We start from the raw sequence: 12,175 nt of genomic DNA, 5'->3' as shown, positions 1-12,175 counted from the left end.
CGAACAGGCTCTCAGCTGAACAGACCTGGGGCCATCGCCGCGCGCAGCATCTCCGCGAGGCGGTCCAGAGCCGGGGAGCGGCGCCCGGTCGAGGCCCGCAGCGACAGACCGATCCGGGGCAGCGCCGGCAGGTTGGCCTCGGCCGGCTCCAGGGCGCGGAGGGTCGGCGGCAGCCCGTGGGGCACCCGCAGGGCGATGCCGAGGCCGGCCCCCACCGCGGCCCAGAGCCCGGTCAGGCTCGGCGACGCGAAGGCGACCCGCCACGGGATCGCGGCCCCGTCGAGGGCCCGCAGACCCGCCTGGCGGAACAGGCACGGCGCGGCGAAGGCGACCAGGGGCAGGGTCGCGTCGGGCGCGCGCACGAACCCGTCCCGCGGCCCGATCCAGGCCATCGGCAGGTCGAGGCGCGCGAGCGGCGCCGGGCCCGGCCAGGCCTCCGACGGCACGGCGCCGGATTCCCAGGCCAGTACGAGGTCGAGGCGCCCGGCCTGAAGCCCCGCCAGCAGGGCGGCGTTGGTCTCCACCCGCACCTCCACCTGCACGCCGGGGTGCTGGCGCGCGAAGGGGCCCAGGAGGCCCGGCAGCCAGGTCTCGGCGAAATCCTGCGGCAGGCCGAGGCGGACGGTGCCGGCCAGCGCCGGTTCGCGCAGCCGGGCCAGGGTCTCGTCGTTGAGGGCGAGCAGGCGCCGGGCCGGGCCGAGGAGGGCCTCGCCGGCCTCGGTCAGGGCGAGGCCCCGGCCGGACTTCCGGGTCAGCGGCTGGCCGAGCTGCGCCTCGAGCTTGCGCAGCTGCAGGCTGAGGGTGGACGGCGAGCGGCCGAGGCGGTCGGCGGCCTTTGCGAAGCTGCCGAGGTCGATTCCGGCGACGAAGCTGCGCAGGGCATCGAGGTCGAGGCTGGTGGCGACCATTCGGTTTTCCCAAACGATCCGTTCGGATCTTCGCGATTTTCGCGACGATGCTGCGCCTCTAAGCCTGGATGGGTCAACACCACACCCCGCGAACCCCCACCCGCAGGAGCCCCCCATGCCGTTCGTCCGCGTCACCCTCTCCGGCCCGCCCCCGAGCGGGCGCGCCCGCGAGGCACTCCAGGGGGGCGTCACCGCCCTGATGGCCGAGGTCCTGGGCAAGCGCGCCGACCTGACGGCGGTGCTGGTGGAGGGCACGGCGCCCGGGGCCTGGAGCATCGGCGCGGAACCGGTGGAAACCGCGGCCCATCTCGAGGCCACGGTCACGGCCGGCAGCAACAGCCCGGCCCAGAAGGCGGCCTTCCTTGCGGCGGCGCACCGGCTGCTCGCCGAGACCCTCGGGGCGGCCCTGCCCCTCGCCACCTACGCGGTGGTGAACGAGGTCCCGGCGGAGTCCTGGGGCTATGGCGGGCTCACCCAGGCGCAGCGCGCCCGGGACCGGGGCTGACGGGGGCCTTCAGCGCTTCGTGGCGGCCTCGTAGTATTTCGGCTCGAACAGGCCCTCCAGGGGGACGTCCTTGTCGAGGGTGCCGATCGAGACCTGGTAGGCCTGCATCGCCTTCGTGGCCGCGATGATCTGGCGCGGGTCGGCGGTGAACTTCGCCGCCGGCGAGGTCAGCGCCCGGGTGATGGTGGCGGTGTCGGTGATGCCCTTGCCCAGCGCCGCCTCCACGGGCTTGGCCGCGCGGGCCGGATCGCTCTTCAGGAGCTCGGTGGCGCGCACCACGGCCTTCACCAGGCCTTCCACGGCGGCGGGGTTCTTGTCGGCGAAGGCCCCGAACACGCCCACCACGGTGCCCGGCTGGTCGGGGAACATCTCGCCCCCGGTGGCGACGAGCTTGATGGCGGGGTTGCGCATCTGCACGATGGTGAGCGCCGGCTCGCGGATCGAGGCGCCGTCGACGGCCCCGGCCAGCATGGCCTGCTGGGTCGCGTCGATGCCCATCGCCACCACCTCGGCATTGGCCTTGTCGGCCTTGGCCACCTGCCAGAGCCAGTGCTGCAGGGTGGTGTTGGGCACCGAGCCCGGCGGCTGCGTGGCGAGGCGGGCGGGTTTGCCCTCCTTGGCCCGGAACTGCGCGAAGGCCTGCGCCTTGTCGGCGCCGTCGGCGAAGTAGGGCGCGAGCTTCGGGCCGGCCACGAACACCATCTCCTCGATGGCGGTGGCGGCCACCACCCGCACGTCGATGCCCTTGGTGCGGGCGACGGCCAGCGGCGCGATGCCGGCGACGTAGACGTCGATGGTGCCGGAGGCCAGGGCCTGGATCATGTTCGGGCCGGATTCGAAGGTGGTGAAGGTGGGTGCGAGGCCCGCCTCCTTCAGCCAGCCCTCGCCGTTGGCCACGAAGATCGGCGCCGCGCCGATCACCGGGATGACGCCGATGCGGACCGGGACCGGCGCGGCGGTCTGCGCCGCGGCCGGTCCGGCGGCGAGGAGGCCCGCGCTGGCGGCGAGGGTGGCGGCGAAGAAGGTCGCGGCGAAGGTGACGGTACGGCGGGTCGGGCGCATCGGGTGGTTCCGGTCGGGGGCGGGCCGAACCCGGGCGCGCACGCGGCGGGACGGCGTGCGGCGGCGCGGGGCCGGCCAGGAGGATGCCGCGCAGTGGCACGCACGGGGCGTCAGCGCAAGAATCCGCTCCGGTCTCGGCGCCCCACCCCGGATGTTTGGCGTTTTCATCTCCGCCACATGCGCGAAGGAGAAGATGAATCTCCCGCCGGCGAAGGGTTGCGGGCGGGCCGGCAAGGTCGAGAGCCCGTCGAATTCGCCCGCGCCGCCTTCGGGATCCGTCCCGTTACGGGAACGGGTCCGGACCCACCCCGTTGTCACCCCGTCGCGGCACCGGCCGCCGACGTGAGATTGAGGGAAACCTGTTATGAGCCTCCTCGGCAGCATCGTCAGCAAGATCCTCCATCCGTTCGGCGGCGGCGACGCGCAGGCCAAGCCGTCCGAGGCGAACGCACAGCCCTCCGCCGGCGGTTCGGACGCCCCCGCCTCGACCCCGACCAGCACCGGCGCCCCGGCCGGCGGCCCCGTCGACGTCGAGCAGGTGCTCAACGGCATGGCGGCCAAGAATTCGCAGACCCTGAACTGGCGCACCTCGATCGTCGACCTGATGAAGCTCCTCGACCTCGATTCGAGCCTCACCGCCCGCAAGCAGCTCGCCGACGAGCTGCACTACACCGGCGACAAGGAGGACTCGGCCACGATGAACGTCTGGCTGCACAAGCAGGTCATCAAGAAGCTCGAGGAGAACGGCGGCAAGGTGCCGGCCGATCTCAAGGACTGATCTTTTCCGAGTGATCCGGCGCGGCCTGCATCCGGGTCGCGCCGTCGGGGCAGGGGACGGCGTTCCCTGCCCCTTTTCTATGGTGGTCCGGGTCGCCGGCGCGGGAACCCGCCTTCACTCCTCCAGCCGCTGCCCCAGTCGCCCGGCGAGATCCTGGATGAACTGGAACGCGGTCCGGCCCGAGCGCGAGCCGCGGGTGGTCGCCCATTCGAGGGCCTCCGCGCGGACCCGGTCCGGCTCGGCGCGCAGACCATGGCGCGCGACATAGGCGCGGATCATCGCCAGGTACTCGTCCTGGCTGCACTTGTGGAAGCCGAGCCAGAGGCCGAAGCGGTCGGAGAGGGAGACCTTCTCCTCCACCGCCTCGCCGGGATTGATCGCCGTGGAGCGCTCGTTCTCCACCATCTCCCGGGCCAGCAGGTGGCGCCGGTTCGAGGTGGCGTAGAACAGCACGTTCTCGGGCCGCCCCTCGATGCCGCCGTCCAGCGCCGTCTTCAGGGACTTGTACGAGGTGTCGTCGCCGTCGAAGGAGAGGTCGTCGCAGAAGACGATCCAGCGATGGGCGTCGCCCCGCAGGGTCGCCATCAGGTCGGGCAGGGCCTCGATGTCCTCGCGGTGGATCTCCACCAGCTTCAGGGGGAGGGCGCCGGGCGCCCGCGCCGCGTTGATCTCCGCGTGCGCCGCCTTGACCAGCGAGGACTTGCCCATGCCGCGCGCGCCCCAGAGGAGCGCGTTGTTGGCCGGCAGTCCGTCGGCGAACAGGCGGGTGTTCGCCACCAGGGTGTCGCGGGCCCGGTCGATGCCGGTCAGGAGGCCGATCGCCACCCGGTTGACGCGTGGCACCGGGATCAGCCGGCGCTCCGGCCCCCACAGGAAGGCGTCCGCTTCCGTCAGGTCGACGGGCGCGCGCGGGGCGGGGGCGGCGCGCTCCAGGGCGGCGGCGATCCGTTCCAGCACCGGCAGGAACGCCGCCAGGGTTGCCGGATCGACGGCCGGGTCGGCGGGGGGCGTGGCGGTCATGGACGGCTCCTCGAACTCGGGTCCCGCGACGGGGCGGACAGGGCGGGTCAGACGTGGCGGGTCAGACGTGGCGGGTCAGACGTGGCGGGTCAGACGTGGCGGGTCGGACGTGGCGGGTCCCGTGCTTTACGGTGCCGGAGCGCCGCGATGAACCCGATAAATCGCGCCGCCGCCGGCGATTCGCGGCCCCGGACCCATTCGCCTCACCCGGGCGGCGTTGCTTTCACTTAGGCCCTGGCTATAGTCCGCGCGCTTTTTGACAAGCCCGGACGCCCCCTCGACCGAGGGTCTGGCGGCGCGGGCCTTATCCTTGAGGAGTCACCCGCTTGATCACCCCCGCCTTCGCGCAAGGGGCCACCTCGGCCGCTGGCGGAGCGGACATCGCCTTGCAGGTGGTGCCGTTCGTCCTCATCTTCGTCATCATGTACTTCCTGATCCTCCGCCCGCAGCAGCGCCGCGTGAAGGAGCATCAGAACATGGTCAAGAACGTCCGCCGCGACGACACCGTCGTGACCACTGGCGGCATCGTCGGCCGGGTCACCAAGGTCGCCGACGAGGCCTCGGAGATCGAGGTCGAGATCGCGCCCAACGTCCGCGTCAAGGTCGTGCGCGCGATGATCTCGGAAGTCCGCGTCAAGGGCGCGCCGGTCAAGGCCGCCTGAGGCGGCGACCCGGGCGCTGCAGGCCGGGCCCACGGCCCGCGGCGCCCTTGAGGAAACGGACACAGGACGGACCCGGCGGATGCTGCGCTTCTCGAGAACCAAGATCGTCACGACGCTGGCCGTCATCCTGATCGGCCTCAGCCTCGCCGTGCCGAGCTTCTTCTCGGCCGAGCAGCGCAGCCACTTCATGGCCTCCCTGCCGAGCTGGTTCCCCAGCTGGATCGTGCCCCAGCGCGCCATCGTGCTGGGCCTCGACCTCCAGGGCGGCTCGCAGCTCCTCCTCGAGGTCGACCAGAACGACCTCGCCAAGTCCCTGACCACGGCCCTGCGCGACGACGTCCGCCGGGTCCTGCGCGAGGCCGGCGGGGTGACGCCGGAGGGCGGCATCCAGATCATCCCGCGCGGCGTCCAGCTCCGGATCTCCAACGAGGCCGCCCGCGCCAAGGTGCTGCCGAAGCTGCGCGAGCTCGCGCAGCCGATCTCCAACGCCCTGGTGGGCCAGGGCGGCGGCCAGACCCTGACCGTCGCCGAGAAGCCCGAGGGCGTGATCCAGCTCACCCTCACGGATGCGGGCCTGACCGACCGGACGCGCCGGGCCGTGACCCAGGCCATCGAGGTCATCCGGCGCCGCATCGACTTCGGCGGCACCAAGGAGCCCTCGATCCAGCAGCAGGGCGCCGACCGCATCCTCGTCCAGGTCCCCGGCCTCCAGGATCCGCAGAAGCTGGAGGACCAGCTCGGCAAGACGGCCAAGCTCGAGTTCCGGATGCTGGCGGATTCGCCCTCCGGCGACGTCGACCTGCTGCCCTCCAAGGACGAGAAGGGGGCCCGCGTCCCCGTGGAGCGTCGCGTGATGGCCTCCGGCGCCGACCTCACCGACGCCCAGCCGGCCTTCGACCATCAGACCCAGGAGCCGATGGTCAGCTTCAAGTTCAACCTGAAGGGCGCCCAGAGCTTCGGCCAGGCGACCTCGGAGAATGTCGGCCGCCGCATGGCCATCGTCCTCGACAACGAGGTGGTCTCGGCCCCCCGCATCAACACGCCGATCACCGGCGGCTCCGGCCAGATCACCGGCAACTTCACCGTGGCCCAGGCCAACGAGCTCTCGATCCTGCTGCGGGCCGGCGCGCTGCCGGCCAAGCTCACCGTGGTCGAGCGCCGCGTGGTCGGCCCCGGCCTCGGCAGCGACTCGATCCAGGCCGGCAAGTACGCCACCCTGGTGGCCGGCGCCCTCGTCATCGCCTTCATGTTCGCCACCTACGGGGTGTTCGGCTTCTTCGCCAACATCGCCCTCATCGTGCACGTGGGCCTCATCCTCGGCCTGATGTCGGTGCTGGAGGCGACCATGACCCTGCCGGGCATCGCCGGCATCGTGCTCACCATCGGCACGGCGGTGGATTCCAACGTGCTGATCTACGAGCGCGTGCGCGAGGAGGTCCGGGCCGGGCGCTCCATCGTGTCGGCCCTCCAGGCCGGCTTCGACAAGGCCTTCGCCACCATCATCGATTCGAACTCGACCATGGCGATCGCCGCCCTGATCCTGTTCTTCCTCGGCTCCGGCCCGGTGAAGGGCTTCGCCGTGGTCTTCATCCTCGGCATCCTCACCACGGTCATCACCGCCGTCACCCTGACCCGGATGATGATCGCCCTGTGGTACAACATGGCCCGGCCCAAGGCGCTGCCGTTCTAATCCGCCGTTCGCCCGTTCACCGTTTGCAAGAGGAGGTCGATCCGATTTTCGCGTGATCCGCTCGGTCGCCACGCCACCACGTCAGTCCGGGGCGCCGCAGGCGAGCCCGGAATGACGGGGAGCCCGGAGGAGACGAGCGCGGCCACGCAGAAGCCCGATCGACCGCATCGCCGAAAGACCCGAGACCGATCATGCGCCTGCTCCGCCTCTGGCCCGACGAGTCGCACGTCGACTTCATGCGCTTCCGGCGCATCACCTTCCCGCTCTCGGCGTTCCTGTCGGTGGCGACGGTGGTGCTGTTCCTCACCGTCGGCCTGAACTTCGGCATCGACTTCAAGGGCGGCACCCTGGTGGAGCTGCAGGCGAAGTCGAAGACGGCCGATGTCGGGGCCGTCCGCCACACCGCCAACGGCTTCGGCTTCGGCGAGACGGAGGTGCAGGAGCTGGGCGGCGAGGGCACCGTCCTGGTGCGCTTCCCCCTGCAGCCGGGCGAGCAGGGCCAGACCGCCGTGATGCAGAAGGCGCACGCCGCCTTCGACGCCGAGTACGAATTCCGCCGCACCGAGACCGTGGGACCGCGCGTCTCGGGCGAGCTCGTGCAGTCCGGCACCATCGGCGTCGTGCTCTCGGTGCTCGCCGTGCTGTTCTACCTCTGGTTCCGCTTCGAGCGGGAGCTGGCGCTCGGCGCCATCGTGGGCACGCTGCACGACATCGTGCTGACGCTGGGCGTCTTCGTCATCAGCCGCATCGAGTTCAACATGACCTCGATCGCCGCGATCCTGACCATCGTGGGCTACTCGCTCAACGAGACCGTGGTGGTGTTCGACCGGACCCGCGAGCTGATGCGGCGCTACAAGACCATCCCCACGGTGGAGCTCCTCAACCTCTCCATCAACTCGACGATGTCGCGCACGGTGATGACCGCGACCTCGGCCTTCCTGTCGCTGCTCGCCCTGGTGCTGTTCGGCGGCGAGGCGATCAAGGGCTTCGCCATCGTGATGCTGGCCGGCGTCGTGATCTGCACCTACTCGGCGATCTTCGTCTCGACGCCGGTGCTGATCTATCTCGGCCTGATGCTCTCGGGCGTGAAGGCGCAGGGGCGCCCGGCCGGCGGGCGCGTGCCCCAGGCGGCGGAGTAGGGGCGGGCATGGCGTCCCTCGGCAGCCTGCACGACGGCTTCGTTCCCGGGCGCCACCTCATCGACGCCTACGGCAACGGCGGCTTCCGCTTCGCCGAGATGTCGCATCGCGGCTCGATCCTGGTCACGCCGTCGGGCATCCGGGCCTGGGACGTGGGCGCGCCCCGCGCCATCGACCGGAACAGCCTGCGCCCGATCCTCGCCGAGGCCGGGGCGGTGGACCTCCTCCTCATCGGAACCGGGCTCGAGATCGCGCCTTTTCCTGATGCGCTCCGGCGCTGGCTCAAGGAGGGCGGCATCGGCCTCGACGTGATGCAGACGGGGGCGGCGGCGCGCACCTACAACATCCTCATGGCGGAGAACCGCAAGGTCGCCGCCGCCCTGATCGCGGTCGCATGATGAATTGCGGGACATGACGGATTCGGACACCCGGACCAGCCCGGCCGAGGGCAACCTCACCTTCGCCTTCCAGCATTGCGAGGCCCTGGTCCGGGAGGGCGATCCCGACCGCTACTTCGCCACCCTCTTCGCGCCCGCGAGCGCCCGTCCCCACCTCTTCGCCCTCATCGCCTTCAGCCTCACCGTCGCGCGGGTCCGCGAGGCCGCCTCCAACCCGATGGCCGGCGAGATCCGCCTGCAATGGTGGCGCGACGCCCTCCAGGGCGAGGCCCGCGGCGACGTGAAGGCCAACCCCGTGGCCGCCGCCCTCGACGACGCCATCGTCCGGCGCAAGCTGGGGCGCCAGCCCTTCGTCGATCTGATCGACGCCCGGGTCTTCGACCTCTACGAGGACCCGATGCCCCGGGTGAACGACCTCGAGGGCTATTGCGGCGAGACCGTCTCGGCCCTGATCCGCCTCGGCGCCCTCGTCCTCTGCGACGGGGTCGAGCCCGGCGGGGCGGCCGCCGCCGGCCATGCCGGCGTCGCCTACGGGGTCACCGGCCTCCTGCGCGCGCTGCCCTGGCACGCCCGGGCCGGCCAGGTCTACCTGCCCGCCGACATCCTCAAGACCTACGGGGTCACCCGCGAGGACATCGTCACCGGGCGCGGCGGCCCCGGGCTCCTGCGCGCCACCGCCGATCTCCGGGCGCTGGCCCGCCGCCACCTCAAGGCCTACGCGGCGGCCCGCGCCACCATCGCGCCGGCGGCCCGCCCCGCCTTCTTAGCCGTCGCCCTGGTGGAGCCCTACCTCGCCGCCATGGAGCGGCCGGGCTACGACCCCCTCAACACCGTTGTCGAGATCCCGCGCTGGCGCCGCCTCTGGACCCTCTGGCGGGCCTCCCGCCGGGCCTGAGGGCGGGCCCGTCGCCCATGAAAAAGGGCGGCCCCCGAAGGAGCCGCCCGTCATCCGTCGCGAAAGGGGCGGCCCCGAACGAGCCGCCCCGTCATCCATCGCGAAAAATCCGCCTCAGCGGGCCTTCTTCGTCAGCTTCTCGGCGATCTCGAACATCTCCTGGGGCGCGTAGTCCGGGGTGAAGGCCGAGGGCACGCCGGTGAGCTGGTGGATCTTGCCGCCGTCGGGCATCCCCTCGACCACGCTGAGCTCGCCCGGCGGGTCGCCCGGGAGCGCCACCTCGCCGTTGCCCCAGATGCCGGCCATCTCGGTGTAGTCGCCCGGGCTGAAGGTGTAGAGCCGGCGGTGCGAGCCCTCCTGCAGGTACTTCTGGCACTCGGGGATCTTGTCGAGGTTGATGTTCGGGGTCGGCAGGAACTTCTCGATCTCGACGCCGGTGATCTTCTTGAGCGCCAGGGCGTAGGCGTGGGCGTGCACCGAACCGCGCACCAGCAGGTAGCCGCAGACCTCGCGGCCCGTCGGGTCCGTCAGGGTCTCGTAGACGCGCAGCTTGTGCAGGCGGGCGCCGCACTCGAGGTGGAAGTTGTGCAGCAGGTCCACCACGACGTTGCCCGTGGTGGTGATGAAGTCGTTGTTCCAGGACGCGCCGTTGCTGTTGACCGGCGTGACGCCGCCGCCGTTCGACAGGAAGGCGGCCGCGAGGCGGATGTCCTTCATGTCCTCGAACGGGGCCTTCGAGATGTCGCCGCCGTCCTTCTCGTCGCCGTCGTTGTCGGGGCCGTTGTTCAGCATCGCCACGCCGTTGCTGACGAGCTCCACGTGACCGAGTTCCTCGGCCGTGATCGCGGCGACCAGGCTATAGAACGGGCGCAGCTTCGACTTGCTTCGAAAATTGAAGCTCTGGAACATGTAGTTTCCCAGGGTCGACATCTCGCCGTACTTGCCGCCGAGCAGTTCCTGCAGGGCAGCAGCGGCGTTGGGATCCTTCCGCTTGGGGGCGGGAAGCTCGGCCTGTAGCTTGTCGACGCGCATAAACATGGATTAAATCTCCGCTTCCCGTCGTTCGGGGTCTCAACAGGGAAGTGGTCGCCGGACGCGCATGTTCCGCTGGCCCGGCCAGGAATGCGGCGGCCGCGGCGTCGCGGACCGGGGCGGGTGCGCCGGCGGCGCGGACGGATCTTCGTGCAACACCCTCTGAATACATGATTAACCGCGTTGAGCCGGCCGAACGGCTCTGCTAGCAACGGGAACAAGGCCCGGCATGAGATCGGGTTGCCCTGGAGGAGGACGGCCCCCGTGAACACAGTGACCACCTGGAATCAGGTCTACGACCCATTCGGGAACGCCTGGCTCTCGACGCTTGCGGCCTCGCTGCCCGTCATCGCCCTGCTGGGCATGATCGCGAGCGGCAAGGTCCAGGCCCATATCGCGGCCGTGCTCTCCCTCGTGCTCGCCTTCTGCGTCGCCGTCTTCCTGTTCGGCATGCCGGGCGACCTCGCCCTGCGCGCCTCCGGCTACGGCGTCGCCCTCGGCCTGTTCCCCATCGGCTGGATCATCCTGAACGTCATCTTCCTCTACCGCCTGACGGTGGAGAAGGGCTGGTTCGCCACCCTCCAGCAATCGGTGGCGGGCATCACCACGGACCGGCGCCTCCAGCTCCTCCTCGTGGCCTTCGCCTTCGGCGCCTTCTTCGAGGGGGCGGGCGGCTTCGGCACCCCGGTGGCGGTGACGGGCGCGATCCTGATCGGCCTCGGCTTCTCGCCGCTGGCCGCCTCCGGCCTCTCGCTCATCGCCAACACGGCGCCCGTGGCCTACGGGGCGCTCGGCGCGCCCATCCAGGGCCTCGCCTCGGTGACGGGCTACGATCCCTACATCCTCGGCGCCATGATCGGCCGGCAGCTGCCGTTCTTCTCGGTGCTGGTGCCGTTCTGGCTGATCTGGGTGTTCGCGGGCTTCCGCGGCATGCTGCAGATCTGGCCCGCCATCGCGGTCTGCGGCGGCTCCTTCGCGCTCGCCCAGTTCGGCATCTCGAACTACGTCAACCCGTGGATCGTGGATATCGGCGCCGCCCTCGTCTCGATGGGCGCCCTGGTGCTGTTCCTGAAGTACTGGCGCCCGGCCACGATCTGGACCTCGCCCGCGCTTCGCGGCAACGATCCGTCCATCGGCTACGTCACCGCCGCGGGCGGCGCATTGCCGACCCCCGCCGGCGCCCGCACGGCTTCGAGCCGCGAGATCCTGCTGGCCTGGGTTCCGTGGATCATCCTCTCGGTGATCGTGGCGATCTGGGGCACCAAGTTCTTCAAGGATATCGTCGATCCGATCTTCATCTGGAACTACCCGGTCCCGGGCCTGCACAACGTCATCATGAAAGTGCCGCCGGTGGTGGCCAAGGCCCATCCGGAAGCGGCCATCTTCAAGTTCGCCTACATGTCCTACACCGGCACCGGCGTGCTGTTCGCGGCCCTGATCTCGGGCGTGATCATGGGCTTCTCGCCCTGGCGTCTGGTGAAGGCCTACATCGAGACGATCTGGGTCTTGCGCTACTCGCTCATCACCATCGCGGCGATGCTGGCTTTGGGCGTGCTCACCCGCTACGCCGGCGTCGACGCCACCCTGGGCCTCGCCTTCGCCGGCACCGGCATCCTCTACCCGTTCTTCGGCACCCTGCTGGGCTGGCTCGGCGTCGCGCTCACGGGGTCGGACACGGCCTCCAACGTGCTCTTCGGCGGCCTGCAGAAGATCACCTCGGAGCAGCTCGGTCTGTCGGGCATCCTCATGGCCTCGGCGAACTCGTCGGGCGGCGTGATGGGCAAGATGATCGACGCCCAGTCGATCGTCGTCGCCTCCACCGCCACCGGCTATTTCGGCCAGGAGGGCAAGATCCTGCGCTTCGTGTTCTGGCACTCGATCGTGCTGGCCTGCCTGGTCGGCGGCCTCGTGATGCTGCAGGCCTACGTGCACCCGTTCAGCGCGATGGTGATCCACCCGTAGGGGCGATCCGCTCGACACCCTGACGACAGGGCCCGCCCCGGAGACGATCCGGGGCGGGTTTTTTCGTGACCGCGCACGGCCCGGGGGCCGGCCGCCCGCGATGCCGCTTGTGTCCCGGGCCGCG

Annotated in this window: 12 protein-coding genes; 8 read left to right on the top strand and 4 right to left on the bottom strand. The window is 70.7% G+C overall.

Going from position 1 to position 12,175, the window contains the following annotated elements; all coding sequences use genetic code 11:
• Positions 1-11 precede the first annotated feature (11 nt).
• Complete coding sequence (locus tag ASG51_RS21390) at positions 12-908, bottom strand: LysR substrate-binding domain-containing protein (protein ID WP_056382923.1); 897 nt, start codon at positions 906-908, stop codon at positions 12-14.
• A gap of 115 nt (positions 909-1,023) precedes the next feature.
• On the opposite strand from ASG51_RS21390, the gene ASG51_RS21385 reads away from it, so the two are divergent.
• Positions 1,024-1,413 (top strand): tautomerase family protein, encoded by a 390-nt coding sequence (locus tag ASG51_RS21385; protein ID WP_056382921.1) that lies wholly within the window; start codon positions 1,024-1,026, stop codon positions 1,411-1,413.
• 9 nt (positions 1,414-1,422) lie between these two features.
• Here the strand turns inward: ASG51_RS21385 and ASG51_RS21380 are convergent, their stop codons facing one another.
• Positions 1,423-2,475, bottom strand: coding sequence for an ABC transporter substrate-binding protein (locus ASG51_RS21380; RefSeq protein WP_056382918.1), 1,053 nt, complete (start codon positions 2,473-2,475; stop codon positions 1,423-1,425).
• Positions 2,476-2,839: 364 nt separating this feature from the next.
• Between ASG51_RS21380 and ASG51_RS21375 the strand changes: the two genes are divergently transcribed.
• Entirely contained in the window at positions 2,840-3,253 is a 414-nt protein-coding gene (locus tag ASG51_RS21375) for a DUF3597 domain-containing protein (RefSeq protein WP_056274936.1), read from the top strand.
• A gap of 114 nt (positions 3,254-3,367) precedes the next feature.
• On the opposite strand, the gene ASG51_RS21370 is transcribed toward ASG51_RS21375, so the two are convergent.
• Positions 3,368-4,273, bottom strand: a complete 906-nt coding sequence (locus tag ASG51_RS21370) for an ATP-binding protein (protein ID WP_056382916.1) — start codon at positions 4,271-4,273, stop codon at positions 3,368-3,370.
• A 326-nt stretch (positions 4,274-4,599) separates the two neighbouring features.
• On the opposite strand from ASG51_RS21370, the gene yajC reads away from it, so the two are divergent.
• The 5 genes from yajC to ASG51_RS21345 all read left to right on the top strand — a co-directional run bounded on the left by yajC (position 4,600) and on the right by ASG51_RS21345 (position 9,057).
• Entirely contained in the window at positions 4,600-4,935 is a 336-nt protein-coding gene (gene yajC, locus ASG51_RS21365) for a preprotein translocase subunit YajC (RefSeq protein WP_055949106.1), read from the top strand.
• Between the two features lie 79 nt (positions 4,936-5,014).
• On the top strand, positions 5,015-6,625 hold the full coding sequence (gene secD, locus ASG51_RS21360; protein WP_056222070.1) for a protein translocase subunit SecD: 1,611 nt from the start codon (positions 5,015-5,017) through the stop codon (positions 6,623-6,625).
• Positions 6,626-6,816: 191 nt separating this feature from the next.
• The gene (gene secF, locus ASG51_RS21355; RefSeq protein WP_056349780.1) at positions 6,817-7,764 is read left to right on the top strand and encodes a protein translocase subunit SecF; all 948 of its coding nucleotides are present in this window, start codon (positions 6,817-6,819) and stop codon (positions 7,762-7,764) included.
• 8 nt (positions 7,765-7,772) lie between these two features.
• The gene (locus ASG51_RS21350; RefSeq protein ID WP_056222075.1) at positions 7,773-8,162 is read left to right on the top strand and encodes an MTH938/NDUFAF3 family protein; all 390 of its coding nucleotides are present in this window, start codon (positions 7,773-7,775) and stop codon (positions 8,160-8,162) included.
• A gap of 13 nt (positions 8,163-8,175) precedes the next feature.
• A complete protein-coding gene (locus ASG51_RS21345) occupies positions 8,176-9,057 on the top strand; it encodes a phytoene/squalene synthase family protein (protein WP_056274930.1) in 882 nt (293 codons plus the stop codon).
• A 114-nt stretch (positions 9,058-9,171) separates the two neighbouring features.
• Here ASG51_RS21345 and ASG51_RS21340 read toward each other — a convergent pair whose 3' ends face one another.
• Entirely contained in the window at positions 9,172-10,095 is a 924-nt protein-coding gene (locus tag ASG51_RS21340; RefSeq protein WP_056222081.1) for a manganese catalase family protein, read from the bottom strand.
• Positions 10,096-10,362: 267 nt separating this feature from the next.
• Here ASG51_RS21340 and ASG51_RS21335 point away from each other — a divergent pair, with 267 nt between their 5' ends.
• Positions 10,363-12,051 (top strand): L-lactate permease, encoded by a 1,689-nt coding sequence (locus ASG51_RS21335; RefSeq protein WP_056382915.1) that lies wholly within the window; start codon positions 10,363-10,365, stop codon positions 12,049-12,051.
• Positions 12,052-12,175: the final 124 nt, after the last annotated feature.

This window comes from Methylobacterium sp. Leaf465 (genome assembly GCF_001424705.1).
Lineage (GTDB): Bacteria > Pseudomonadota > Alphaproteobacteria > Rhizobiales > Beijerinckiaceae > Methylobacterium.
Note: the sequence above shows the minus strand (reverse complement) of the source record. Positions and strands in the feature narration are given on the sequence as shown.

Coding starts and splice junctions, on each gene's coding strand:
- secF (WP_056349780.1), top strand. CDS start 6,817: ATGCGCCTGCTCCGCCTCTGGCCCGACGAGTCGCACGTCGACTTCATG.
- ASG51_RS21345 (WP_056274930.1), top strand. CDS start 8,176: ATGACGGATTCGGACACCCGGACCAGCCCGGCCGAGGGCAACCTCACC.
- ASG51_RS21390 (WP_056382923.1), bottom strand. CDS start 908: ATGGTCGCCACCAGCCTCGACCTCGATGCCCTGCGCAGCTTCGTCGCC.
- ASG51_RS21380 (WP_056382918.1), bottom strand. CDS start 2,475: ATGCGCCCGACCCGCCGTACCGTCACCTTCGCCGCGACCTTCTTCGCC.
- ASG51_RS21340 (WP_056222081.1), bottom strand. CDS start 10,095: ATGTTTATGCGCGTCGACAAGCTACAGGCCGAGCTTCCCGCCCCCAAG.
- ASG51_RS21375 (WP_056274936.1), top strand. CDS start 2,840: ATGAGCCTCCTCGGCAGCATCGTCAGCAAGATCCTCCATCCGTTCGGC.
- ASG51_RS21385 (WP_056382921.1), top strand. CDS start 1,024: ATGCCGTTCGTCCGCGTCACCCTCTCCGGCCCGCCCCCGAGCGGGCGC.
- ASG51_RS21370 (WP_056382916.1), bottom strand. CDS start 4,273: ATGACCGCCACGCCCCCCGCCGACCCGGCCGTCGATCCGGCAACCCTG.
- secD (WP_056222070.1), top strand. CDS start 5,015: ATGCTGCGCTTCTCGAGAACCAAGATCGTCACGACGCTGGCCGTCATC.
- ASG51_RS21350 (WP_056222075.1), top strand. CDS start 7,773: ATGGCGTCCCTCGGCAGCCTGCACGACGGCTTCGTTCCCGGGCGCCAC.